We start from the raw sequence: 23,781 nt of genomic DNA, 5'->3' as shown, positions 1-23,781 counted from the left end.
CGGCGGACCAGCCGGAGAACGGGGCGCTCCCGGTGCCGGGGGCGCCCCGTTCCCATGAGCGGGATCAGCGGGATGAGCGGGCGGCCGGGTTCAGAGGGCCACGCCCAGCAGCGCGTCCACGGCGCGGGACACCAGTCCGGGCGCCGACTCGTCCGTACCGCCGGTGGCCTCCTGGCCCGCGGCCCAGCGGTCCACCGCGGCGAGGGCCGCCGGGGCGTCCAGGTCGTCCGCCAGCGCCGCGCGGATCTCCTCGACGAGGGCGCCGGCCGGTGCCCCGTCCGGCCGGGAGACGGCCGCGCGCCAGCGGTCCAGCCGGGCCGTGGCCCCGGCCAGGTCGGCGTCGGTCCACTCCCAGTCGGAGCGGTAGTGGTGGGCGAGCAGGGCCAGCCGGATCGCTGCCGGGTCCACGCCCTCGCGGCGCAGTGCGGAGACGAACACCAGGTTGCCCTTGGACTTGGACATCTTCTCGCCGTGCAGGGCGACCATCCCGGCGTGGACGTACGCCTTGGCGAAGGGGCGCTCGCCGGTGAGCGCGTGGGCGTGCGAGGCGCCCATCTCGTGGTGCGGGAAGGCCAGGTCGGAGCCGCCGCCCTGGACGTCGAAGCCCATGCCGAGGTGGTCCAGGGCGATGGCCACGCACTCGATGTGCCAGCCGGGCCGGCCGGGGCCGAGGCTCCCGCCGTCCCAGCTGGGCTCGCCCTCGCGCGCGGCCATCCAGAGCATGGGGTCGATGGGGTCCTTCTTGCCGGGGCGGTCCGGGTCGCCGCCGCGCTCGGCGGAGAGCAGCCGCATCGTTTCCGCGTCGAGCCCGGCGACCTCGCCGAAGTCCGGGTCGGCCTGGACCGAGAAGTAGACGTCCCCCTCCAGCTCGTAGGCGGCGCCGGTCTCCAGGAGCCGCTCGACCAGCGGCAGGATGCCGGGTATGGCCTCGACGGCGCCGATGTAGTGGCGCGGCGGCAGCATCCGCAGGGCGGTCATGTCCTCGCGGAAGAGGGCGGTCTCGCGCCGGGCGAGCTCGGTCCAGTCGTCACCGTTGGCGACGGCCCGCTCCAGCAGCGGATCGTCGACATCGGTGACGTTCTGGACGTAGTGGACCTGCCGCTTGGTGTCGAGCCATACGCGCTGGACGAGGTCGAACGCGGTGTAGGTCGCCGCATGACCCAGGTGGGTCGCGTCGTACGGGGTGATGCCGCAGACGTAGATGCGGGCTACGGGACCGGGGTCGAGGGTGATCGTCCCCCCGGTCGCGGTGTCGTGGATCCGGAGGTCGCGGCCACGGCCGGGCAGGGCGGGGACCTCGGAAGCGGGCCAGGCATACATGTCATGAGCGTAACCGGATGCACTGTCCGGATACGAACCGGCCGCCGCACCTGGCCGGATCGGCCGTCTTGCGCGCGGGCCGGCGGGATGCCCTTCCGTACGGCCCCGCGTTACGACGCGCCGGAACGACCCGGTTCGCGGCCCGGCCCGGCGGCTCCCCCGGCACACCGGCCCGGCGGACCGGCCCGGCGGACCGGCCCGGCGGACCGGCCGGGGCTCAGATCGGCGGCCAGGGGATCGCCGGCCAGTCGCCGCCCGGTTCCGGGTGGCGCCCCGTGCGGAGCAGCCGGGCCACCCGCGTCCGGACGGCGTCCGTCTCGGCGGGGGTGATCAGCCCGGCGAGCCGGCCGGCCAGCGGGCCGCCGGGGGCCAGTTCCTCCGCCAGCCGCTCCAGCACCCCGACCGCCTCCGCGGGCAGCGGTTCCCCGGCCCACCCCCACAGCAGGGTGCGGAGTTTGTCTTCCGCGTTGAACGTCACGCCGTGGTCGATGGCGTGGAGCCGGCCGCCCGCGTCGGGCAGCAGATGGCCGCCCTTGCGGTCGGCGTTGTTGACGACGGCGTCGAACACGGCGAGCCGGCGCAGCCGGGGGTCGTCGGCGTGGACGAGCAGGGCGGTGCGCCCCTCCCCCACGTCCGCGAAGCCGACCGCCCGCCAGCCGGGCCCGGGCTCCTCGGCCTCGACCAGGGCCAGCAGCGCGGCCTCCGGGTCCGCCTCGATCCACAGCTGGCACATGCCCTCGCCGTAGGGGCCGTCCCGCAGCACGGTCGGCGGGACGAGATCCCAGCCGGTGGCGCGGGAGACCTCGTAGGCGGCCGTCTCGCGGCGGGCGAGGCTGCCGTCGGGGAAGTCCCAGAGCGGGCGCTCACCGGCGACGGGCTTGTAGACGCAGGCCGCGCGCCGCCCGTCGAGTTCGGCGGTGCAGCGCAGCACGGTGTTCGAAGCGCCGCCGACCCGGCCGTCCACCGTCAGTTCGCCGCGCGCCAGCAGGGCGAGGGCGCCGGGCGGGCCGGTGGGCGCCCCGTCCGCCGGGCCGGCCGTCTCCGCGGAGGTCACAGGCCCCGGCGGTATCCGTTCTGGCGCGGACATACGTGTCCCTCCGGGTCGAGCGGCAGACTGCACAGCGGGCAGGGCGGCCGTCCGGCGTTGACCACGTCCATCGCGCGCTTGGCGAACGCGCGGGCCATGCTGCCGGTGAGGCGCACCCGCAGCACGGGCGGGCCGTTCTCCTCGTCCTGCAGGAGCTTCTCCTCGGCCTCGGCCAGATCCTCGTCGGACCCGGCCTCCAGTTCGACGAGGGCCTGCGCCTCCACGATCATGCACTCGTCCTCGCCGTCCCAGGCCAGCGCCATGGTGCCGACGCGGAACTCCTCCTCCACCGGCGTTTCGAGCGGCTCGGTGTCGGACTCCTCGGCGGGGGCGACGGCGGGTACGGGGGCGTTGCCGCCGGTGCGGCGCACCACCTCGTCCAGCAGTTCGTCTATGCGTTCGGCGAGCGCCTCGACCTGGGTCTTCTCCAGAGCGACGCTCGTGGTCCGGCTGCCCGCGCTTGCCTGGAGGAAGAAGGTCCGGCGCCCAGGCAGTCCGACCGTACCGGCGACGAACCGGTCCGGCTGGTCGTAGAGGAACACCTGACGGGGCACGTCCTGCTCCATGTCTGCTCGGTGGTCTCGGGATGTCGGCGGTGCCCGGCGGCGGCCGCGGCCGCGGGTGCCGGGCGGTCGCGCGGAGGGCCGCCCGCCCGCGGGCTGTCCACCCTACTGTGGTCGGCGATCACGGTGCGCCCGCACCGCCTCCGACCGCGGCGTCCCCCGCCGCGGTGCTGTCCGGGCCGGTGGAGGCGGGTGCCAGGCCGGCCAGGTCACCGGTGTCGCCGAGCCGCAGCAGGAAGGGGCGGAGCGGGGTGTAGCGGACGGCGGTGACGGAGCCGGGCTCGGCCGCGAGCCGCTGGAAGTGGTCGAGGTGCAGTCCGACGGCGTCGGCCACGACGGACTTGATGACGTCGCCGTGCGAGCACATGACGTAGACGGCGTCGGGGCCGTGTTCCGCCTCGATCCGGGTGTTCCAGTCGCGGACCGCGTCAACGGCACGCGCCTGCATGGCCCGTACGGATTCCCCCTCCTCGCCGGGGAACTCGGCCGCGGAGGGGTGCCGCTGCACGGTGGTCCACAGCGGCTCCTCGGCGAGTTCGGCCAGCTTCCGGCCGGACCAGTCGCCGTAATGGCACTCGCCGATCCGCTCGTCGGCGTGGAGCGGCAGGCCGGGCCGGGCGTCCAGCAGCGGGCGCAGCGTCTCCCGGCAGCGCTGCAGCGGGCTGGTGACGGCGGCGGCCAGCGGGAGCCCCGCGAGCCGGGCCGGCAGCGCGGCGGCCTGGGCGGCGCCGCGCTCGTCGAGTCCGACGCCCGGGGTCCATCCGGCGAGGATCCCGGCGGTGTTGGCGGTGGACCGGCCGTGCCGGACGAGAAGCAGCGTGGGCATGGCGCCAGCCTAGGGCGTGCGGCGGGTGGCCGGCGGCGGGCCTCCGGTGCCCGGGGCGGGCCGGGGCCCCGCACGGGCGGCCCGGCCCGCGTCCTCCGCTCCCCCGGCGGTCACGCGCGCATGTTCCCCGCCGGCGGGGAATACGCAACGAGTGATCGTGGACTGTGCCATCTACCAGGACGGACGCCGTGTCGAGGGCGCGCCGGACGTCACCGTCGCCCTCCGGGAGGCGCGCACCGAGCGCCACTCCTTCCTCTGGCTGGGGCTGAACGCGCCGACCCCGGAGGAGTTCGACAAGGTCAGCCGGGAGTTCGGGCTGCACCCGCTGGCGGTCGAGGACGCGCTCAAGGCCCACCAGAGGCCGAAACTGGAGGTGTACGACGACTCGCTGTTCCTGGTGCTCAAACCGGTGATCTACGACGCCGCCGCGGACACCGTCACCACCGAGGAGCTGATGGTCTTCCTCGGCGACTCCTTCGTCGTGACCGTGCGGCACGGCGAGGGCACCCCGCTGGCCGCGGTGCGCCACCGCCTGGAGCGGGAGCCCGAGGTGCTGCGGCAGGGGCCGACGGCGGTGCTGTACGCGATCAGCGACGCGGTCGTGGACCACTACATCGACGTGGCCGGCGAACTCCAGATCGACCTGGAGGAGCTGGAGACGCAGGTGTTCGCGCCGGAGGCCCTGGACCGGAGAACCGCGGCGCGGATCTACACCTTCAAGCGGCAGATCGTCGAGTTCCGGCGGGCCACCGTCCCGCTCACCGATCCGATGGCGCGCCTCACCCACGCCGCGCTGCCGTTCGTCGACGAGTCCGCCCGGCCGTTCTTCCGTGACGTCGGCGACCACCTGACCCGGGCCAACGAGAGCGTGGAGGGGCTGGACCGGCTGCTGTCGGACGTCCTCGCGGCGCATCTCGCGCAGACCGGGGTGCGGCAGAACGACGACATGCGGAAGATCTCGGCGTGGGCGGCGATGGCCGCCATCCCGACGATGGTCGCGGGCATCTACGGGATGAACTTCGAGCACATGCCGGAACTGGAGAGCACCTGGGGCTATCCGGTGGTGCTGGTGCTGATGGGTCTCGCGATCGCGGGTCTCTTCCGGGCGTTCAAACGGCAGGGCTGGCTCTGAGCCCGGAAGCCCGGGATGTCCGGCGACCGCCGGGCGCAGCAGGGGTGTCCGTCCGGGTGGCGGCCTCCCCGGCTGATCGTTTCTCCCCGGCCGGTCCGCCCGCTGTCCGCCACCCTCGGTAGGGTGACAGCGGACCGGAGGGGGTAGTGGGTGAGTCTGTTCGGCAGAGCGGCGCGCGGCGGTCTCGCGCGGCCGCGCCTCGGTCCCGCGGGCTCGGACTGGTCGCCGTACGAGCGGTTCGACGAGGCGGCGCGGGCGTATTTCCTCCACTCCGACGTGGCGCTGGAGGCGGTCGGCGGTGTGCTGGGCCGGCGCCGGGTCCGCGGTTTCACCCTCGAACGCGTCGTGGATCTCACGGAGTCGGGCGCCTCGGTCTGGCAGGAGGCCGCGATCTGCGACGGCCGGCGGCTGATCCTCTGGCACAGCGAGGACGTCGCCGACGACCAGGCGCCGGGCGGCACCGTCCTCGACTCCTCGGTCCAGGTGCTGCCGCTGGAGTCGATCCGGCATGTGGGGATGCGCACGATGGTCGGCCGGGACGCGGCGGGCCGGCGGGTGGACCGCGGGGTGCATCTGGTGCTGGCCACCTCCACGCCGCACGAACTGAACCCGGTGCCGGGCGGCGACCCGGAGGCGCCGATCGCCTCGGCCCGGTTCCGCCCCGAGGCGTTCCGGTTCAGCAAGTCGCTGGAGGACGGCGGCCCGGGGCAGATAGCGCGGCTGATCTCCTTCGGCCGGCTGCTGGGGCGCCTGGTCCCGCGCTGAGCCGCACCGCCCCGGCCCCCGCACCGCCCCGGCTCCCGTCCCCCGCAGGCCCGGGCCCCGTACCGGGCCACCCCGGGCAGCCCCTCCCCGGCGACCGCCCCGTCCGGCCGCCCCGGCCCGCCGTGCCGCCGCCCGCACGTGCGGGCGGGCGCTCAGAGCGCCTGCGCCCCGGCGGTCCGCGCCGGGCCCGCCCCGGCGGTCCCGTCCAGGCCCTCCGACAGCCACCGCACCACCGACTCGGCGCTGTACGGCTCGCCGCCGGGAGCGATGCGCGGGAGGAAGTCCAGATCCTGGCCGATGGTGACGACCGGCGGTTCCACCCGGCCCTTCGGGCGGCGCTGCCCCAGCCCGATCGCGGCCGTCAGCCCGTTGCAGAGGCACTGCCGCCCCTCCGTGGCGGCCCGGTCGCCGCCCTTGCGCTCGTAGGCCACCAGGGGTTCCGCCGGGCAGCGGTAGCCGAGGGCGCCGTCCGCCGCCCGGTAGGGGGTGCGCAGATAGCCGAGGTCGCAGACCCGGGGGCGGGCGGCGGCCACGTCCGGATCGGCGAGCGTTCCGGGCAGGTCGGCGACCTTGAACGGGAAGGACGTCGGGGACGCCGCCGGGTCGTTCCGCACGGTCAGCCCGGTGCCCAGCCGGCGCTCGACCAGCTGCCGACGCAGCCCCGGTTCGAGCCCCGACTCCTCGCAGAGCGCGAAGACGCTGCCGACCTGCACGCCGGCCGCGCCCGCGGCCCGTGCCCGCGCGACCTGCTCCGGTCCGCACGCGCCGCCGGCGATCCAGAAGGGCAGGCCGAGGGCGGCCATCCTGGCGAAGTCGGGGGTGTCGCGCGGTCCGTAGACCGGGTCGCCGTCCTCGTCCAGCCGCAGCGGTCCGCGGGGCGGGGCGCTGTGGCCGCCCGCGCGGTGGCCCTCGACCACGAAGCCGTCCGGCCGGGTCCGCTCGGAGCGGTGGAGGTACGCGGCGAGGGCCGGCAGCGAGACGATGGCGAGCACGTCGGGGCGGCGCAGCCCGCCCACCGCGGCTCCGGCCAGCTCCGCCGCGGGGTCGAACGGCACCGGCAGCGGCTCGGGGTCGCCCTCCACCGTCAGATCGGTGGTGACGGGCTCCAGCCGGGACAGCCGGGTGGCCAGGCCGGGGATGTGCGCGGGGATCCCGGCGCCGACCAGGACGTAGTCCACACCGGCCAGGATCGCGCCGAACAGGGCGGGCGCGGTGGCGAGCTGGACCTTCTCCAGGTAGTTGACGCCCACCGGCCCGCGGTGGCCCTCCTTGGCGAGCCACACCTCGCAGAAGTTGGCGACCACGGTCAGCGCGCGGGCGGGGCAGCCGGGGTCGGCCGTCAGCGGGGGCGTGGTGAGGAAACGCCCGCCCTCCCCGACGCCCCCCTCGACGAAGTACCGCTCCAGTACGGCCGCGGCGGTGCCGGGCACGGGGTAGGCGGCCAGCGCCCGGCGCAGGTGCCCGCCGGGGTCACCGCTCTGCAGGGTGCGGATCAGCACGGTGTCCAGCGCGGTGCCCGAGACGACTCCGAGCTGCCCGGTCCGCGCCACGGCGCGGGCCAGCCGCCATCCGGACACCCCCACCCCCATCCCGCCTTGGATCAACCAGGGACGGCCGGACGTCGGGATGTGCACGGTTCCTCCAGGGGTCGCCGGGGCCGGGGCCCTCGGCCTCCGCCACCGGAAACCTACGCTAGCGTAAGTACGGTCGCGTCCCCTTGGGACCTTCGGTCCCCTTACCGGCCGCCCTCCGGGTGAATCGCCCCGGTCCGCCCCGGCGGGGCCGGTTTCCCCGGCGGGCCTCCGTCCCCCGGGCGGAACCCGTCACCGCGGATGCGGGCCGGAGCGCCGCCGGGTCAGGCCAGGCCGGCCCGCTCCAGGGCCTCGACGCCCGCGCGCAGGGCGGCGATCCGCTCGTCGAGGGTGAAGCCCGCCGGGGTGAGCGACAGGGTGGTGACCCCGGCCGCGGCGTAGGCCTGCATGCGGTCGGCGATGCGCTCGACGGGGCCGAGCAGCGAGGTCGAGTCGATGAGTTCGCGCGGGACGGCCGCGGCGGCGCCCTGCTTGTCGCCGGCCAGGTACTTCTCCTGGATCTCGGCGGCCTCCTTCTCGTACCCCATGCGCCGGGCGAGCTTGTTGTAGAAGTTCTGCTTCGCGCTGCCCATGCCGCCCACGTAGAGCGCGGTGTAGGGGCGGAAGATGTCCGCCAGCGCGTCCACGTCGTCCCCGAGGGCCATCGGGACGGTGGGCACCAGGTCGAAGCCGTCCATCGTCCGGCCGGCCTTCTCACGGCCCGCGCGGAGCGCGCCCAGGGTCGTCTCCTCCGCGTGCTCCGGCGCGAAGAAGAGCACCAGGGCGCCGTCGGCGATCTCGCCGGTCTGTTCCAGGTTCTTCGGGCCGATCGCCGCTATGTACAGCGGCACCTCCTCGCGCACCGGGTGCACAGTGAGCTTGAGCGCCTTGCCGGGGCCGCCGGGGAGCGGCAGCGTCCAGTGCTCGCCCTCGTGGGTCAGCCGTTCGCGGGACATCGCCTTGCGGACGATCTCGACGTACTCGCGGGTGCGGGCCAGCGGCTTGTCGAACTTCACGCCGTACCAGCCCTCGGAGACCTGCGGGCCGGAGACGCCCAGGCCGAGGCGGAAGCGGCCGCCGGAGAGGGAGTCCAGGGTGGCGGCCGTCATCGCCGTCATGGCGGGGGTGCGCGCCGGTATCTGGAGGATCGCGGAGCCGATGTCGATCCGTTCGGTCTGCGCCGCGACCCAGGCCAGCACCGTGGGGGCGTCGGAACCGTAGGCCTCCGCCGCCCAGCAGACGGAGTAGCCGAGCCGGTCGGCCTCGCGGGCGACCGCGAGGTTGTCGGCGTCCATACCGGCGCCCCAGTAGCCGAGGTTGATGCCGAGCCGCATATCGCTCCCTTTACTGGTCGGTAACGTCTCTCCGGCGGACTGTAGCGCGCGGGCACCGCCGTCCGGCAGTGCCGGAGCGGGCCCGCGGCCGTCCGGGGGGTATGACTCGCGTCACCGCGGCCCGGCCGGCGGCCAGTACTCTCTCCGGCCATGGAGCAGAGGCATCTCGGCCGAACCGGCCTGCGGGTATCGCGGATCGGGCTCGGCACCCTCACCTGGGGCCGTGACACCGGCGAGCACGACGCCGCCGAGCAGCTCAAGGCGTTCTGGGACGCCGGCGGGACCCTGGTCGACACGGCCGACGTCTACGCCGACGGCGCGGCGGAGTATCTCCTCGGCCGGTTCCTGGCGGACCTCGTCCCGCGCCGCGACCTCGTCGTCGCGACCAAGGCCGGCAGCGTCCCCGATCCGGAGCGGCGCTTCGACGGCTCGCGCGGCCATCTGCTGGCCGCCCTCGACGCCTCCCTGGAGCGGCTCGGCACCGACCACGTCGACCTGTGGCAGGTCCACGCCTTCGATCCGGGAACCCCGCTGGAGGAGACGCTGCAGGCCCTGGACATCGCGGTGACCAGCGGACGCGCCCGGTACGTGGGCGTCTCCAACTACAGCGGGTGGCAGCTCGCCAAGGCGGCGACCTGGCAGCTCGGCGTGCCCGGCCGCACCCGGCTGGCCAGCACGCAGATGGAGTACTCCCTGGTGCAGCGCGGCGTCGAGCGGGAGGTGCTGCCCGCCGCACGGGACCTCGGGGTGGGGCTGCTGCCCTCGTCGCCGCTGGGCCGCGGCGTGCTCACCGGCAAGTACCGGCACACCACACCGGCCGACTCGCGCGGCGCCTCGGCCCACATGTCCGGCTTCGTCGCGCCGTATCTCGACGAGTCGGCGGGGCGGATCGTGGACGCGGTCGCCATCGCGGCCGACGGCCTGGCCACCACCCCGCTGCACGTCGCCCTCGCCTGGGTCCGCGACCAGCCCGGTGTGGTGGCCCCGATCGTCGGCGCCCGGACGGCACAGCAGCTCACGACGGCGCTGTCAGTGGAAGCGCTTAGTCTTCCCGACGAGATCTGCCGCGCGCTCGACGACGTGTCGGCGCCCCTGCACCGCTATCCCGACCAGGACTGGAGCACGCTGTGACCACGGACCGCCCCGCCGGCGAGACCGCTGCCGCCGCCCCGGCACCGGAGGAGGCCCCCGCCCCCGCCGGTACACCGGCACCGGCACCGGCACCGCCCGCCGGGGAGGGCACCGCCCGGCCGTCGCCGTCGGCCGAGGCGCTGGCCGCCGCCGTGCGGGCCGTGGAGAGCGGGGAGCGGCCCGCCTCCGCCTTCTTCAGCGAACCCCGTCCCGCCGCCCGGCCCTCCGCCGCGGCGGCGCAGCCCGGCTCCGCGGCCGGATCCGGCCCCGCCTCGGGGTCCGGCGGCTCCGGGCCCGTACCCCGGCCGGAGAGCAGCGGAGGCGGGCCCGTGCCCGGCGCGGCCGCGGTGCCCGGCGCCCGGCCGCCCTCGGCGGAGCGGGCGGCCCGGAGCGCCACGGTGCGGGAGGTGCTGGCCGCGGGCGGGGCCCCGGAGACGCTGGCGGAGCCGGTGGCGGATCTCCTCGGAGAGCGGGCCGCGGACGTCCTCCGCGAGGACCCCTGGCAGCTGCTCGCCGTGCCGGGCGTCCAGCCGGAGCAGGCGGACGGTTTCGCGCGCGCCCTGCTCGGACCGGAGGCCGGACCGGGGGACGAGCGCCGGGCCCAGGCGCTGACCGCCTGGCTTCTGGAGCGCGCCGCGCTCCGGGGGCACACGGCCCTGGAGCCCTCGGCGCTGAGTGAGGCCCTGGCCCGGCAGGCGGTGCCCGACCCCGAGGCGGCGCTGCACGAGGCGATCGCGGGCGGCGCGGTGCTCGTCTTCCAGGACGCCCTCGACGCCCCCGGCCCGGCGGGCCCGGGCGCCGCGCCCCGCCCCATGGGCGCGCCGGAGGGCGAGGAGGCGGAGCAGCCGGTCCGGGTGCTGCTGGGGCTCGACCGCTACGCCCTGGCCGAGGAGAGCCTCGCGGACGGCCTGGGCCGGATCGCGGGCGGCTTCGGCCCGGACGGCACCCCCGGCTCCGGTCCGGACGCCGCCGCCTGGGAGGCGGCCGCGGAGGCCGCGCCGTCACCGTCCGCCGCCGAGCTGATCCGGGCGGCGGCCGGTCACGGTCTGGTGGCGCACACGGGCGGGGAGACGGCGCGCGCCGAGCCGCTCGCCCTGGTCGCGGCCGCGCGCGCCCTTGGCCTGCGCGCCTGGGCCGCCGTGCACAGCCCGGCGGGATGCCGGCGGGCCGCCGCTCCGCTCACCGCGTCCGCCGCCCCGGACGCGACGGAGAGGCCGGAGGGGCTGGAGCGGCCGGACGCCGCGGTCGGCGCGGCCGGGGGCGAGGACGCGGACGGAGCCGTGGTGACGGTCGCCGGGCTGCTCGCGGGCGGTGAGGGCCCGGGGCGGGATCCGGAGGGTGCGCTGGAGCTGGATCTGCTCGTCGTCCTCGACGCGCCGCAGCTCGATGTGGAGACGGCCGCGATGCTGGCCGAGTCCCTGCCGGACGGAGCCCGGCTGGTGCTCAGCGGTGACCCGGGCGTGCTCTGGTCGGCCGGTCCGGGCAAGGTGTTCGCGGATCTGCTGTCCTCCGGCTTCTGCCCCCGCGTCACCTCCCGCACCCCGGACCCGGGTCCGATCGGCGAGCTGGTGTCGGCGATCGGCGTCGGCGAGCTGCCCTCGGTGGAGGCACCCGGCAAGGAGGTGGTGATCGTGCCGGTGCGGGACGCCGGGGAGGCCGTGCACCGCACCGTGCAACTGGTCGCCGACTCCGTACCGCGCGCGATCGGGGTGTCTCCGGAGCAGACCCAGGTCATCACCCCCGGCCACGCCGGAGCGGCCGGCACCCGCGCGCTGAACGCGGCCCTCAAGGAGCGGCTCAACCCGGGACCGGGGCGGTTCGGCGGCTTCGACCCGGGCGACCGGGTGGTGTACACCCCGGCTCCGGGCCGGGCCCTGACCGGCACCGTGGTCTCGGCCGACGCCGAGGGCCTGCGGCTGGAGGGGGACGGCGGCCGGATGACGGTGCCGCGCGAACGGGTCGCGGCCGGGGCCGTGCGGCACGGCTGGGCCCTCACCGCGCACCAGGCGGCCGGAACCACCTGGCCCGCGGCCGTGGTGGTCCTGCCCGGGGACGCCGCGCGGGCGCTGACCCGGGCCTGGGTCTACACGGCCTTCGGGCGGGCCGAGCGCCATCTGTCGGTGGTGCACGGCGTGGAGCAGGCGCTGCCCCGAGCGGTGGCCGAGGTGCCGGTGACGGAGCGCACCACCCGGCTGCGGACCCTGCTGCGCGCTCTCACCCCACCGCCCGCCCAGGGCTGAGACCGCTCACCGGCCGGGGCGCCACGGCGAGCGGCCCGGCCGGGAACGGCTCAGCGCCTCGTGTCGGGGGTGTCCGGGGCGAGGATCTCCAGACCGTCGGACAGTGCCTCCTCGGCCTCGTCCTCCTCGTCCTCCTCCTCGTCGAAGACGGAGCTGACGTCGAAGCGGCAGAGGACGCGCTGCGGGTCCACATCGTCGAAGGGGGCGTTCAGCCACTCCCCCGGCTCGGCGGGCTCGTCGGCGGCCGTCACCCAGAGGGTGGAGTCGCCCTCCTCGAGTCCGAACTCCTTGTGCCGGGAGGCGATCTCGTCGGGTTCGAACTCCCCGAACAGCACGCCGAGGGCGGTGTGCACACTGCTGCCCACTCCGGCGATCTCGGCGCGCGCCCCGTTCACGGCGGGCTCCGCGTCCGGGTCCAGTTCGACGATCCGCTCGGCTTGGGCGAAGAGCCGGCGGGACTCGGCGACGGAGTAGTCGCGCCGGATCAGCACGCTGAGAGCGCTGGGGTTCTCCGGGCCCGTGTAGGCGGGCAGCGAGCCGTCCCCGGGGATCTCGAACGGGGTGACCTCGTCGTACGCCTCGTAGAGCAGTTCGTCGTATTCCTCGGCTGCCGCGGCCAGCTCGTTGAACGCGGCGAAGACGGCCGGGTCGTCCTCACCCGACCGGCGCTCGACCGCGTCGAGGTGTCGGTCCAGCGCGGCTTTGACCGCCTCGGCGGCGGCGCGTACCTCGGAAGCGGATGGCTGGGCAGCATCAGACATAGTGCAGACGCTATCCGTACATGGGCCTTGCCCGCACAATAGATGCGATGCCGGAATATGAATTTCGTGACGTGTATGTGCCGCGCGGGGTCTCCCGCCACGCGGCGACCCGCCTGCTGACCGACCACGCCGAGTACGGGCACTGGGAACTGGACCGACTTCTGCTCATGCGCGACGGCAGCCGCAGGGTGCGGCTGCGCCGCCGGATCATCCGTCAGGTCCGCGCCACCTGGTAGACCCGGCCCCCGCACACGTGCGGGGAGCGGGCCCCGAAACGGGACCCGCTCCCCGGTTGTGCCGTCATGGGTGTGCCCGGCCCGCGGCGGACCGGGCACACGGACGCGTCGGTCTCAGGCCTTGACCCGGGACCGCCGGTAGAGCAGCGCGCCACCGATGAGAAGCCCCGCGCTGAGCGGCAGGGTGACCGCCAGCGAGTCGCTGCCCGTTTCGGCGAGGGTCTCGATGCCCTCGGGCTGGTCGACCAGGGTGGTCTCCTCGCCGGCCGGCGTCTCGCCACCGCCCTCGGCGGTCTCCGGACCGCCCGGCCCGCCCGGCTCCTCGCCGCCCGGCTCCTCCCCGAACGGGTCTTCCCCGCCCGGGTCTCCCGGTTCGCCGGGGTTGCCCGGGTCTCCCGGCTCACCCGGGCCGCCCGGCTCCTCGCCGCCCGGCTCACCGGGGCTGCCCGGGCCGCCCGGAATCCCCGGGCTGCCCGGGACTCCCGAGCCCGAGCTCCCGGTGCAGTCGTTGTCCCGGACGCTGTCTCCCACGCCGATGACGCTCACACCGGTGCCGCAGGCGTTCACCGGGGCGTTGACCGGGACCTGGACCGAGTTGCCGGAGGCGATGCCCCCGGAGTCACTGGTGGCCCCCTGGGCCCGCGGACCGTTGCCCGAGCCGCCGCAGTCGTTGCCCGTGGCGGGGTTCAGCAGGCCGACGACACTGGCGGTGGTACCGCAGATGTTGACGGGCGCGTTGACCGGCGCCTGGACGGAGTTGCCGGAGAGGACCCCCGGCGAGTTCGCGGCGCCTCCCTCGGCGCTCGAGTCAGCGCAGGCGTAGCCGGCGGTGGCGGCGAGTACGCCGCCCGCGGCCGCTGCGGTGATCAGGCTCTTCCTCGCGACATGTCGCATGGATGTGTTTCCTCTGTCTCTGCCATTCGAAAAGCGCGCGGGCTTGTCTCCCGCCCGCCGGAAAACGGACGGCCCCGGAGTGCATGGTGTGCGCTCCGGGGCTGCCCGGCGCTCGCACCCTTCCGGGCCGTCGTTCAGCGTCAGGGTGAGCAGGCGTTGCCGAAGGCGGGGTTCAGGACGCCGACCACGGAGACCGTCGTGCCGCACACGTTCACCGGCAGGTTCACCGGAACCTGGACCGCGTTGCCCGAAGCGATACCCGGGGAGTCCGTGGCGGAGCCCAGGGCACCGGAGTCGGCGGCAGCCACACCCGCACCGGCGAGCATGAGTCCGCCGGCGGCAGCGGCGACGGCCACGACCTTCTTGATCATCTGTTCCTCCTAGTTGGCAGTGCGAACCCGACCTCGGATCGCACTCCCTGTAACGAGGAAGGAGTAAAGGGGGAACGAGCCGCCGCGGCGCTTCACTCTTTCCGGCGAGACCCGCACACCGCGTTGATTTTCCGGCGTGCGGCCGGAGTTCAGCGGCGTCAGCAGCGGTCGAGGAACCGGTCGAGCACCCGGACACCGAAGGTGAGACCGTCCACCGGCACCCGCTCGTCGACGCCGTGGAACATGCCGGCGAAGTCCAGCTCCGGCGGGAGCTTCAGCGGCGCGAAGCCGAAGCAGCGGATGCCGAGGTCGTCGAAGGACTTGGCGTCCGTGCCGCCGGACAGGCAGTACGGCACGGCGTGCGCGATCGGGTCCTCGGCCTTCAGCGCGTACCGCATGGCGTCGACCAGGGAGCCGTCGAAGCCGGTCTCCAGGGCCTTGTCGGTGTGCACGTCCTCGCGCTTCACCCGCGGGCCGAGGACGCGGTCGAGATCGGCGAGGAACTCCTCCTCGTATCCGGGGAGGAAGCGCCCGTCGACGTGCGCGGTGGCCTGCCCGGGGATCACGTTCACCTTGTAGCCGGCGCCGAGCATGGTGGGGGCCGCCGTGTTGCGGAGCGTCGCGCCGATGATCTTGGCGATGCCGCCGAGCTTGGCGAGGGTCTCGTCCATGTCCTCCGGGTCGAGCGGGGTGCCCAGCGCGTCGGACAGCTCGTCGAGGAAGGACCGCACGGTCTTGGTGACCCGCACCGGGAACCGGTGCCGGCCGAGCCGGCCGACCGCCTCGCAGAGCTCGGTGATGGCGTTGTCCGTGTTGGTCATCGAGCCGTGGCCGGCGGTGCCGTCCACGGTGAGGCGCATCCAGTGCATGCCCTTCTGCGCGGTCTCCACCAGGTAGAGCCGGAGGTTCTCGTTGACCGTGAAGGAGAAGCCGCCGACCTCCCCGATGGCCTCCGTGACCCCCTCGAAGAGGTCCGGGTGGCGGTCGACGAGATGCCGCGCCCCGTACACGCCGCCGGCCTCCTCGTCGGCGAGGAACGCCAGCACGATGTCGCGCGGGGGCTTCCGTCCGCTGCGCAGCCGGTCGCGGACGACGGCGAGCGTCATCGCGTCCATGTCCTTCATGTCGACGGCGCCGCGGCCCCAGACGCAGCCGTCGGCGATCTCGCCGGAGAAGGGGTGGTGCGTCCAGTCCTCCGGGCTGGCCGGGACGACGTCGGTGTGGCCGTGGATGAGCAGCGCGGGCCGGGAGGGGTCCTCGCCCTCGATCCGCGCCACGGTCGAGGCGCGGCCGGGGTGCGACTCGAAGATCCGCGGTTCCAGGCCGACTTCGGCGAGTTTCTCCGCGACGTACTCGGCGGCGGCGCGCTCGCCCGGCCCGGAGTGGTCCCCGTAGTTGCTGGTGTCGATGCGGATCAGGTCCCGGCAGAGATCCACGACCTCGTCCTCGCCGGTGACCTTGCCGTTGGTCGCCGCGGCGGAATGCGACTCGCTCACGCTGGCCTGCCTTTCTGAGTGCGTCCCGGCCGGCCGGGTCACGGCCGTCGCCGGGCGGGATTCCCCACCATCCTCCCGCGCCCCGGCGCTCTCCCCAAGGTCCCCGCGGGAGGGCCGCCGCTCCCGTACCGTCCGGGCGGGCGGCCGGGAGCGGCCGATCGGGTGGCTGATCGACCGCTCCCGGATGTTTGCTATGGTTTTCCCGTCGCCACAGGCCACGGCCACGGCGGCGGACACCTCGTCCGGGTGGCGGAATGGCAGACGCGCTAGCTTGAGGTGCTAGTGCCCTTTATCGGGCGTGGGGGTTCAAGTCCCCCCTCGGACACCGAAGTCGGGAAACGGCCCGTGCGGGCGGCGCAAGCCGCGCACCGCACGGGCTTTCCGCTGTCCGGGGCCGGACCGGAGCGGCCCCGGCGGCGCGCCGGCCGCGGCGGATGTCCGCGGCGGGCCGGCACGCGCCGGGCGCCCGTCCGCGGCCTACCGGCCGCCGGTGGGCGCGGTGGAAGCGGTGGAAGCGGTGGAAGCGGTGGACTCGAACTGGGTGAAGAACTTCCACACCTCTCCCGACGTCCAGGTCTGCCAGCCCTGCCCGGTGGACCCGTCCAGGGGCGCCGGGGTGTGGCCTCCGTCGAACGCGGCCCAGACGACGGGATATCCGTCCCGGCAGCCGGAGTAGGCGGTGACGATGTGGGTCCGGCTGCCGTTCGGCGGCTCGGGCGGGTTCTGCTGGGCGCAGCCGTTGTTCCGGACGAAGGTGTCGCGCAGCGACCGCCCCAGGGAGATGGGCAGCACGTTGTCACTGCCGCCGTGCAGCCCCATGTACGCGACGGGCTCGGTGCCGCCGTTGCATCCGCTGAGGTTCGCGCCGGCGTAGACGGCGACGGCCCGGAAGACCGAGGCCCGGGTGCAGGCGAGGGCGTACGTCATCGCGCCGCCGTAGCTGAATCCCGTGGAGAACCGCTGTGTCTCGTCGACACACAGGTCGGCCTCGACCTGCTGGCGCACGGCGTCGAAGAAGGCCACGTCCTGGCCGCCGGAGTTGGCCCAGCCGTTGTTGAGACCCTGCGGCGCGACGAAGATCGTGGGGCTGCCCGAGCTCTCCGCCAGTCTCCTGAGTCCGTAGTAGGACCAGTTGTAGCCGTCGGCTCCGCCCGAGTCGACGTCCTGGGCGGTGCCGTTCAGCCAGTGGAACCCGAAGACCAGCCGGTGGGGACGGTTGTTGTCGTAACCGGCCGGAATTCTGAGGATGTAGCTGCGGTTCTGGCCGCCGCTCGAGATCGTGTGCGTACCACTGGTGAGCGTGGGGGCCTTGCCGCATCCGGCGGTCCCCGAGGCGTCGGGGACGCCCGGAGGCGGGGTCGCCGCGTCGAGGCCGCTGCTCAGCGCGGTACCGGCAGGGGCCATGACGAGAAGTGCCGCGAGCAGCGCGGACATGACGAGGGAGGCGCGTCTCATGGTTCTCCTTCCTTTCCTTGTGGGCTGTTTCACGGGTGGGCCGTTTCGTGGAGTGGACAGCTCGGACCTCGCCGGCTGACATCGTGATCCGGCCGGGACGTGTCCCGGCCCTCTGACGCGACGTGGTCGGTGAGCGGGGGTGGATCGGCTGCCGCCGCGGGTGCGGGCTGGTGCCCGCGTCCGGCGGTGCAGGCTGTGCGGCTCCTCGCCGGGGCTCATCCCGCGCTCACCAAGCGTTCCGGTCTTCCTCGCAGTGGCGTGGGGGGAGCCTCAGCGGTACTCACATGCGGGCGGTGCGGAATGCGGGGGCTGCGGTGCCGGCCGCGGGGTGCGCGGCCGGTGACGTCGATGAATGTTCGATATTTCGACCATCAATCGACTAGTCGGACGTCATGCATGTTAGGAGACGGACGGCGTTCGTCAACACCCCTGCGGCATCCGGGACTTGGGCGCCACCCACCGGGCTCCCGCAGACCTCCGGCCGGGGAACGCGGCCCCGCGCGACCCCGCCCTCTTCCGAAACGCCGCCCCAGCAGGCCGGAGCGCCGGGAGGCCCGCTCCTTGCGTACGGGACGTCTTGACACCACCCGAAGCCGCCCTACCATCCATGAATGTCTGGCACTTCGAATGCCGTTCGACATATGGAACACCCTGCCCCCGCACCACCCGTACCGCGCCCTGTCCCTCGTGCGAAAGGAACGGACGGTGCCCCTACGATCAGGCAGACGACTGCTCGGCCTCTGTGCGGCCGCCGCGTTGACGGTCACCGCGTGTGTCACGGCCCCGGCCCCGACCGCCCGGGCCGCGCCCGGAAGTCCCGCGGTCACCCCGCCGCTGGGCTGGAACAGCTGGAACAGCTTCGGGTGCGGGATCACCGAGGCACAGGTCCGCGAGGCCGCCGACGCGATGGTGTCCTCGGGCATGCGGGACGCCGGCTACCGGTACGTGGTGGTCGACGACTGCTGGTTCGACCCGCAGCGCGACGCCGCGGGCAACCTGCGGGCCAACCCGTCGAAGTTCCCCAGCGGGATGAAGGCGCTCGGTGACTACATCCACGACAAGGGCCTGAAGTTCGGCATCTACCAGGCTCCGAACGAGCGGACCTGCGCACAGGGCGTCGGCACCTACCCGGGATCGACGGGCAGCAAGGGGCACGAGCGCCAGGACGCCGCCACGTTCGCCTCATGGGGAGTGGACTACCTCAAGTACGACTGGTGTTCCTCCAGCGGCACCCGCGACGAACAGGTCGCGCGGTTCGCTCTGATGCGCGACGCCCTGCGCGCGACCGGACGCCCCATCGTCTACAGCATCAACCCCAACAGCTTCCACGCCATCACGGGGGACACGTACAACTGGGGCGAGGTCGCCGACCTGTGGCGGACGACCGAGGACCTGCTCGACATCTGGCAGAACGGCAACACCAACAGCTACCCGATGGGCGTCGGCAACGTCCTGGACGTCACCGCACCCCTGGCCGCCCAGGCGGGCCCCGGCCACTGGAACGATCCCGACATGCTCGTCGTCGGCCGCCCCGGCTTGTCCCTGACCGAGTCCCGCTCCCATTTCGCCCTGTGGGCGCTGATGGCCGCCCCGCTCATGGCGGGCAACGACATCCGCACCATGTCCGCCGACGTGAGCGCGATCCTGCGCAACCCCCGCCTGCTGGCGGTGAACCAGGACCCGCTGGGCGCGGGCGGCCGCAGAGTGCGCGACGACGGCGGCACCGAGGTGTTCGCCAAGGCCCTGTCCGACGGATCGGTCGCCGTGGGCCTGTTCAACCGGGGGGACGCCGCCACGACCGTCACCACCACGGCCGCGGAGGCCGGCCTGTCCGGCGGGTCGTTCACCCTCACCGACCTGTGGACCGGCGGCACGTCGAACACGTCCGGCCGGATCTCGGCGAGCGTTCCCGCGCACGGCGTGGCCGTGTACCGGGTGACCGGCGGCAGCCCGCTCGCCGCCACCACCTCCCGGCTGCGCACCGCCGGCTCCGACCGCTGCCTCGACGTGGACGACGCCTCCACCGCGGCCGGGGCGACGGTGCTGATCTGGGACTGCCACACGGCCGCCAACCAGCTCTGGACGACCTGGGCCGGCGGCGAGATCCGGGTCTTCGGCGACAAGTGCCTGGACGCCTACGAGCAGGGCACGGCCAACGGCACCCGCGTCGTCACCTGGCCCTGCAACGGGCAGGACAACCAGAAGTGGACTCTCGGTCCCGACGGGTCCATCCGCAACGTCCACGCCGGGCTGTGCCTGGACACCGACCAGGCCGGCACGGCGAACGGGACTCCGCTCGTCCTGTGGACCTGCGACGGCCGGGCCGGCCAGCGGTGGACCCGCGTGTGAGCATCCGGCGGGTCCTGAGCCCGCCCGTCCGGTGAATCCGTACCGGCGGTACGGTCGCGCCGTCCCGGATGGACGGAGCGGCTTCTGCCGCACGCCGGTCCGGCCACCGCCCGGCCCGCTTCCTCAGCCGGTGCCGGGCGGCCCGGCCCCCGGTACCGGCGGTGGGGCGCCTTCGCTCGATGCCTCCGCGGCGCGCTTCTCGACGAAGTAGGCGCCGAAGGTGCCCGCCAGGGCGGCGACGACCACCACCGAGTACATCGCCAGCAGCACCTGCAGGACCCTGCCGTAGGCACTCACCGTGCGGACGGGCTCGCCGCTGATCGTCATCAGCGCGGTCGCGTGCAGCGTGGCGGCGTAGGAGCCGTGGGCGCCGTCGAACTCCCACAGCAGCTCACTGGCCGCGACGACGACGATCAGCGAGACCATGGACAGCCACACCGCCCGGTCGCCGAGGATCCGCCCGGCCGAGCGGGAGGACCGCAGGGTGGAGGAGAGCACTCTGCCGGTGCGCAGCAGCCGCAGCGACTTCAGCAGGCGCAGCACCCGCAGGAACGGCAGCACCAGGAAGATGATCTGCCACCCGTTCCTGCGCAGAAAGCGGCCGCGGTGGCGGGCGAGCGCGAGCCGGGCCGCGAACTCGGCGGCGAAGGCCCCCCACAGCAGCCACCCGGCCACGGCGAGGGCGGTGGCCGCACCGCTCCCCGGCTCCGCCATGCGCTCGCCGACGACGACCAGCAGGAACAGCAGCCCCAGGCCGCTCATCACCGGGGTGAGGCGCTCCAGCAGGTCGTGCGCCAGCACGTCACGGGAGCCGGCATCCCACCGTTTCGGACGGCGCCGTACCACGCTGAGCCACCTCCGCTGCGAACCCGCCCCGCGCGGCGCGACGGGGCCCACCACGTCACCACTTCACCACGACACCGGAACACCTGCCGGACCTCAACCCCAGGACCTCCGGAGTGACCCATCAGGGCTCCCCCGGCCGGGTAACCCGGAGGGCTCCTTCCCCGGATGCATCCGCGAACCCGGGGGCACCCTCAACTCCATGGCTCCAGGGCGTCGGACGACTGGCAGGCCTGGGGCAGACACCCCGGCCAGTCCGGCGAGGACGGGAAACAGCAGGAGGGAGCACACACGGCACGGTGAGCCACGCGGTCGCCCTCGGGTTTCTCCTGGCTTTGCCGGCACCCGTGAACCTGTTCGCGTCCATGGTTCCGGGCCGGCCCGGTGGGACGTGCGCCGCACGTGTCCGACGGGGTGAGCATGCCGTCGGGGCAGCGTCACCCGAACTGTGCGGCGGACGCGGGCGGTTGAGTGAAAGGATCTCGGGAAGGACGGCCGGAAGGGCAGTCGGCGGGGTCCGTCACGGCAGCCGCCGGTGGACGGAAATGGATCCAGGGTGACCGGGAGGTCCCGAGATGGCCAGCGCGTTCACCGAGCTCGCGATCGACTGTGCCGATCCCCGCGCGCTCGCCGGCTTCTGGTGCTCGGTCCTCGGCTACGAGGTGCGGGACGAGAACGAGGACGAGGGCATCGTCACCATCGGCTCCCCCGCGGTGCCCGAGGGCAAGGACCGCCCCGGCCCCGTGCCGCCGGTGCTGACGTTCGCGCGCGTGCCGGAGGGCAAAACCGTCAAGAACCGGCTCCACATCGACGTCAACCCGACCGACAGGGAACAGGACGCGGAGGTCCGCCGCCTGCTCGGGCTGGGCGCCCGGCGCGTCGACGTCGGCCAGGGCGAGGAGAGCTGGGTGGTCCTGGCCGACCCGGAGGGGAACGAGTTCTGCGTCCTCGCGTCCCGTCACCCCTGACCGGAGGCCGCACACGGCGCCGGACCGCCCACCGGTCATCCCGAACCAGAGCCGCCGTAGCGGCCCTCTGGGCGGGCACGGCCCGACCGGGTACGGGCGGGTCGCCCCGGGGGCGTGGCCGCGCGGAGCGGGACGGGGTGCCCGCTCGCCGGACGCCGCAGGCACGCACCGGACGGCAGCCCTCGGGGCTCGGGGACGCCCTACATGCTGCGGTATGCCATGGTTTTGCGCGTGAGAATAATGTGTTGAAGCCGTGTCGGCCCGTGGTTAGGGTGCAACGGTCGTGCGAGTTGGCATGGACTGTTCAACACTGACGGGGGATATCCGTGCACTTACGCACCGCACTTCAGGTCGCCGCTGCCGTCCTGACCCTACTGGCAGCAGGATGCAGCGCTGAGGGCGGGAACGGCGGCACTCCCGGCGCCTCCCCCGCAGCGACCGCGTCCGCGGAGGCGGCTGTCACACCTTCGGGGGAGACGCCCAGCGCGCCGTCACCGGATCCGGATCCCGTGCCGTCCTTCTCCCAGGACGGCACGACGCGGATTCTGCGGTACGGCGATGTGGAGGTGAAGGCCACCCCCAAGGAGAACGGGGTCTTCACCGCGGTCACCGTGCACAACGACACGGATGAATCCGTGAATTTCGACATCGTTGTCAGCATTGGCGACGACATCGACTGGGTCGCCACCAACACCTTCCGCATCTATGGCGTCCCCGCTCACGGCAGCAGGAGCGAAGCCGAAAGCGTGGGAGGAACCCATCTCGGACCCATTCCGCAGCAACCGAAGATCTACATCGACAGAATCTCGACCTACTGAAGAGGAACCGGCGAAAAATCTTTCCCTTCGCCCTGCCTGCAGGGCTTCCTGCGCCGTCCTCGTTTCCGCCGCCGCCGTGTTGGCAGCGGCTGTTCCCGCGCAGGCCGCGGAGTACAAGGTGACGGACAACTGCGATGTCCCGTGGATCAACTGCACCGAAGGGGACATCTTCCTTTTCTACAACTCGAAGGCGTACTCGTACAACGCGGACGGCTCGCGCTACGTGACGAGCTGGTCGATCTTCTACGGCAACGTCAGCGACTACTGGGGCACCAGCCGGTACCAGGGCTCCAGCCTGAGCACCTACCGCTACGTCTTCAACGGGAACGGCAGCGGCTCCTGGCAGTACATGAAGAACAACGCGGCATCCGTCATGAACTGCGCCCCCGCCGACAACTACCGCGTCTACTACAACTCCGGCTACGGCGGCACCTCCCAGTACTTCGGCAAGAACGGCCCGTACGGGGACTGCGACCACACCGACCTGATCTCCGCCCTGAAGAACAACAACGCGTCCCAGCACTTCGCCTAGACATCGGCCCGGAAACCCGCCCGGAAGAGGTTGCATGACTCCCAGCAAAAAGGCGCTCGCCGTCGTGGCCGTCGCCGCCACCGGCCTGATATCCGCCTGCTCCTCGAACGCCACCACGGACGCCTCGCCGGCAGGGGCGGACAGACAGATCGTCGACAAGAGCCTGTGGCCCGAGGAGACCCCCGTCAGAGGCCTGACGAAAAGTCTGAAACTACCGCTGGAGGACTACATGCTCTCCTACGCGGACACCGTCGCCATCGACGAGGCCAAGAACGCCCTCCAGAAGCAGTGCATGGCCGAGTACGGGTTCACCGTCGACTTCCCCGAGCCGGGCGCGAACCCGCCGCCCAGCAACAACGACGCCAACATCGAGCGCCGCTACGGCATCACCGACGAGACGGTTGCCAAGACGTACGGCTACGGCATCCCCGAGGAGCTGACGCACCACGTCGACCAGCCCCAGCAGGAGCTGTCGGATGTCGAGGTCGAGGTGCTCACCGGGCACACCAAGCCGGAGAAGGCCACACTGCCGGAGGGCGCCGAGGCGGGCGGGTCGTACTTCGTCGCGCCGCCCAGGACGAAGCCCGCGCGGGCCGAGCACAACGGCAAGAAGCTCCGCGAGGGAGGCTGCGCCGGATGGAGCGACGAGCAGCTCGGCGCGGCCAAGCAGCAGGCCGACGCGTTCACCGTGAGCGACCTGAACGGCGACAGCCTGATCCGGTCCCAGCAGTCCGAACCGGTCCAGAGCGTCTTCAAGGACTGGTCGTCGTGCATGAAGACCAAGGGGCACGCGGGCCTGGCCGACCCGTACAAGGCGATGGACGCGGGCCTGGCCCTCGACAAGGACGGCAAGGCGACCGCCGAGTCCATCCGGATGGCCCTGGACGACATCGCCTGCAAGGAGAAGACGGACCTGGTGAAGGTCTGGTTCGACGAGGAGTCGAAGATCCAGCGACAGCAGATCGAGGACAACAGGGCGCAGCTGGATTCGGCGAAGAAGTCGAAGAAGGCCGTGCTCGCCGAGGCCGACGCGCAGTAGCCAACACGGCATGGACACCGCGCAGTGGACACCGCGCAGTGGACACCGCG

The 23,781-nt window shown here is 73.5% G+C and carries 21 protein-coding genes, 1 tRNA gene and 1 pseudogene; 11 read left to right on the top strand and 12 right to left on the bottom strand.

Annotated features, from left to right (window positions below):
- Positions 1-90 precede the first annotated feature (90 nt).
- The 4 genes from mshC to SXIN_RS26170 all read right to left on the bottom strand — a co-directional run bounded on the left by mshC (position 91) and on the right by SXIN_RS26170 (position 3,796).
- Entirely contained in the window at positions 91-1,320 is a 1,230-nt protein-coding gene (gene mshC, locus SXIN_RS26185; protein ID WP_095757623.1) for a cysteine--1-D-myo-inosityl 2-amino-2-deoxy-alpha-D-glucopyranoside ligase, read from the bottom strand.
- 217 nt (positions 1,321-1,537) lie between these two features.
- A complete protein-coding gene (locus SXIN_RS26180) occupies positions 1,538-2,407 on the bottom strand; it encodes an SCO1664 family protein (RefSeq protein WP_095757622.1) in 870 nt (289 codons plus the stop codon).
- Positions 2,371-2,961, bottom strand: coding sequence for a DUF3090 domain-containing protein (locus SXIN_RS26175; protein ID WP_039821228.1), 591 nt, complete (start codon positions 2,959-2,961; stop codon positions 2,371-2,373). Before SXIN_RS26175 ends, SXIN_RS26180 begins: the two co-directional genes overlap by 37 nt.
- A gap of 130 nt (positions 2,962-3,091) precedes the next feature.
- Positions 3,092-3,796, bottom strand: a complete 705-nt coding sequence (locus SXIN_RS26170; RefSeq protein WP_095757621.1) for a histidine phosphatase family protein — start codon at positions 3,794-3,796, stop codon at positions 3,092-3,094.
- A 151-nt stretch (positions 3,797-3,947) separates the two neighbouring features.
- Between SXIN_RS26170 and corA the strand changes: the two genes are divergently transcribed.
- Entirely contained in the window at positions 3,948-4,928 is a 981-nt protein-coding gene (corA, locus tag SXIN_RS26165; RefSeq protein ID WP_019706604.1) for a magnesium/cobalt transporter CorA, read from the top strand.
- Between the two features lie 150 nt (positions 4,929-5,078).
- The gene (locus SXIN_RS26160; protein ID WP_019706605.1) at positions 5,079-5,693 is read left to right on the top strand and encodes a hypothetical protein; all 615 of its coding nucleotides are present in this window, start codon (positions 5,079-5,081) and stop codon (positions 5,691-5,693) included.
- Between the two features lie 152 nt (positions 5,694-5,845).
- On the opposite strand, the gene SXIN_RS26155 is transcribed toward SXIN_RS26160, so the two are convergent.
- Both SXIN_RS26155 and SXIN_RS26150 read right to left on the bottom strand, forming a co-directional pair.
- Positions 5,846-7,276, bottom strand: coding sequence for a nitronate monooxygenase (locus SXIN_RS26155; RefSeq protein WP_202859803.1), 1,431 nt, complete (start codon positions 7,274-7,276; stop codon positions 5,846-5,848).
- A 272-nt stretch (positions 7,277-7,548) separates the two neighbouring features.
- Positions 7,549-8,598 carry an LLM class F420-dependent oxidoreductase gene (locus tag SXIN_RS26150; RefSeq protein WP_019708877.1) on the bottom strand — a complete coding sequence of 350 codons (1,050 nt, stop codon included), beginning with the start codon at positions 8,596-8,598 and terminating at the stop codon, positions 7,549-7,551.
- A gap of 150 nt (positions 8,599-8,748) precedes the next feature.
- On the opposite strand from SXIN_RS26150, the gene SXIN_RS26145 reads away from it, so the two are divergent.
- Together SXIN_RS26145 and SXIN_RS26140 are read left to right on the top strand one after the other, a co-directional pair.
- Complete coding sequence (locus tag SXIN_RS26145; RefSeq protein ID WP_019708878.1) at positions 8,749-9,729, top strand: aldo/keto reductase; 981 nt, start codon at positions 8,749-8,751, stop codon at positions 9,727-9,729.
- Entirely contained in the window at positions 9,726-11,969 is a 2,244-nt protein-coding gene (locus tag SXIN_RS26140; protein WP_238153868.1) for a helix-hairpin-helix domain-containing protein, read from the top strand. Before SXIN_RS26145 ends, SXIN_RS26140 begins: the two co-directional genes overlap by 4 nt.
- Before the next feature lie 50 nt (positions 11,970-12,019).
- On the opposite strand, the gene SXIN_RS26135 is transcribed toward SXIN_RS26140, so the two are convergent.
- Positions 12,020-12,730 carry a hypothetical protein gene (locus SXIN_RS26135; protein WP_019708879.1) on the bottom strand — a complete coding sequence of 237 codons (711 nt, stop codon included), beginning with the start codon at positions 12,728-12,730 and terminating at the stop codon, positions 12,020-12,022.
- Between the two features lie 47 nt (positions 12,731-12,777).
- On the opposite strand from SXIN_RS26135, the gene SXIN_RS26130 reads away from it, so the two are divergent.
- On the top strand, positions 12,778-12,966 hold the full coding sequence (locus tag SXIN_RS26130; protein WP_039821231.1) for a DUF5703 family protein: 189 nt from the start codon (positions 12,778-12,780) through the stop codon (positions 12,964-12,966).
- Positions 12,967-13,080: 114 nt separating this feature from the next.
- Here the strand turns inward: SXIN_RS26130 and SXIN_RS26125 are convergent, their stop codons facing one another.
- The 3 genes from SXIN_RS26125 to SXIN_RS26115 form a co-directional block, all read right to left on the bottom strand.
- Positions 13,081-13,860 (bottom strand): chaplin, encoded by a 780-nt coding sequence (locus SXIN_RS26125; RefSeq protein WP_019708881.1) that lies wholly within the window; start codon positions 13,858-13,860, stop codon positions 13,081-13,083.
- A 140-nt stretch (positions 13,861-14,000) separates the two neighbouring features.
- Complete coding sequence (locus SXIN_RS26120; RefSeq protein WP_019708882.1) at positions 14,001-14,231, bottom strand: chaplin; 231 nt, start codon at positions 14,229-14,231, stop codon at positions 14,001-14,003.
- A gap of 158 nt (positions 14,232-14,389) precedes the next feature.
- The gene (locus SXIN_RS26115; RefSeq protein ID WP_019708883.1) at positions 14,390-15,727 is read right to left on the bottom strand and encodes a M20/M25/M40 family metallo-hydrolase; all 1,338 of its coding nucleotides are present in this window, start codon (positions 15,725-15,727) and stop codon (positions 14,390-14,392) included.
- Positions 15,728-15,967: 240 nt separating this feature from the next.
- Here SXIN_RS26115 and SXIN_RS26110 point away from each other — a divergent pair.
- A tRNA-Leu gene (locus SXIN_RS26110) sits at positions 15,968-16,052 on the top strand.
- A gap of 191 nt (positions 16,053-16,243) precedes the next feature.
- On the opposite strand, the pseudogene SXIN_RS26105 reads toward SXIN_RS26110, so the two are convergent.
- A pseudogene (locus SXIN_RS26105) lies at positions 16,244-17,161 on the bottom strand (CE1 family esterase); the annotation flags it as partial.
- Between the two features lie 726 nt (positions 17,162-17,887).
- Here SXIN_RS26105 and SXIN_RS26100 point away from each other — a divergent pair.
- On the top strand, positions 17,888-19,531 hold the full coding sequence (locus SXIN_RS26100) for a glycoside hydrolase family 27 protein (RefSeq protein WP_039821236.1): 1,644 nt from the start codon (positions 17,888-17,890) through the stop codon (positions 19,529-19,531).
- 123 nt (positions 19,532-19,654) lie between these two features.
- Here SXIN_RS26100 and SXIN_RS31375 read toward each other — a convergent pair whose 3' ends face one another.
- Entirely contained in the window at positions 19,655-20,377 is a 723-nt protein-coding gene (locus SXIN_RS31375) for a hypothetical protein (RefSeq protein ID WP_019708886.1), read from the bottom strand.
- Positions 20,378-20,949: 572 nt separating this feature from the next.
- Between SXIN_RS31375 and SXIN_RS26090 the strand changes: the two genes are divergently transcribed.
- The 4 genes from SXIN_RS26090 (at position 20,950) to SXIN_RS26075 (ending at position 23,731) form a co-directional block, all read left to right on the top strand.
- Positions 20,950-21,342, top strand: a complete 393-nt coding sequence (locus SXIN_RS26090) for a VOC family protein (protein ID WP_019708887.1) — start codon at positions 20,950-20,952, stop codon at positions 21,340-21,342.
- 326 nt (positions 21,343-21,668) lie between these two features.
- Entirely contained in the window at positions 21,669-22,160 is a 492-nt protein-coding gene (locus SXIN_RS31370) for a hypothetical protein (RefSeq protein WP_157916343.1), read from the top strand.
- Positions 22,161-22,236: 76 nt separating this feature from the next.
- Positions 22,237-22,692: a hypothetical protein gene (locus SXIN_RS26080; RefSeq protein ID WP_039821232.1), complete on the top strand. Its 456-nt coding sequence runs from the start codon at positions 22,237-22,239 to the stop codon at positions 22,690-22,692.
- 34 nt (positions 22,693-22,726) lie between these two features.
- Positions 22,727-23,731: a hypothetical protein gene (locus SXIN_RS26075; RefSeq protein ID WP_019708890.1), complete on the top strand. Its 1,005-nt coding sequence runs from the start codon at positions 22,727-22,729 to the stop codon at positions 23,729-23,731.
- The last annotated feature ends 50 nt before the right edge of the window (positions 23,732-23,781 follow it).

Source organism: Streptomyces xinghaiensis S187 (genome assembly GCF_000220705.2).
Classification (GTDB): Bacteria; Actinomycetota; Actinomycetes; order Streptomycetales; family Streptomycetaceae; genus Streptomyces; species Streptomyces xinghaiensis.
This window is presented reverse-complemented; position numbering and strand designations above follow the sequence as displayed.

Excerpts from the sequence above, each read along its gene's own strand:
- SXIN_RS26170 (WP_095757621.1), bottom strand. The coding sequence starts at position 3,796 with ATGCCCACGCTGCTTCTCGTCCGGCACGGCCGGTCCACCGCCAACACC.
- SXIN_RS26145 (WP_019708878.1), top strand. The coding sequence starts at position 8,749 with ATGGAGCAGAGGCATCTCGGCCGAACCGGCCTGCGGGTATCGCGGATC.
- SXIN_RS26090 (WP_019708887.1), top strand. The coding sequence starts at position 20,950 with ATGGCCAGCGCGTTCACCGAGCTCGCGATCGACTGTGCCGATCCCCGC.
- SXIN_RS26130 (WP_039821231.1), top strand. The coding sequence starts at position 12,778 with ATGCCGGAATATGAATTTCGTGACGTGTATGTGCCGCGCGGGGTCTCC.
- SXIN_RS26120 (WP_019708882.1), bottom strand. The coding sequence starts at position 14,231 with ATGATCAAGAAGGTCGTGGCCGTCGCCGCTGCCGCCGGCGGACTCATG.
- mshC (WP_095757623.1), bottom strand. The coding sequence starts at position 1,320 with ATGTATGCCTGGCCCGCTTCCGAGGTCCCCGCCCTGCCCGGCCGTGGC.
- SXIN_RS26180 (WP_095757622.1), bottom strand. The coding sequence starts at position 2,407 with ATGTCCGCGCCAGAACGGATACCGCCGGGGCCTGTGACCTCCGCGGAG.
- SXIN_RS26150 (WP_019708877.1), bottom strand. The coding sequence starts at position 8,598 with ATGCGGCTCGGCATCAACCTCGGCTACTGGGGCGCCGGTATGGACGCC.
- SXIN_RS26075 (WP_019708890.1), top strand. The coding sequence starts at position 22,727 with ATGACTCCCAGCAAAAAGGCGCTCGCCGTCGTGGCCGTCGCCGCCACC.
- SXIN_RS26125 (WP_019708881.1), bottom strand. The coding sequence starts at position 13,860 with ATGCGACATGTCGCGAGGAAGAGCCTGATCACCGCAGCGGCCGCGGGC.
- SXIN_RS26135 (WP_019708879.1), bottom strand. The coding sequence starts at position 12,730 with ATGTCTGATGCTGCCCAGCCATCCGCTTCCGAGGTACGCGCCGCCGCC.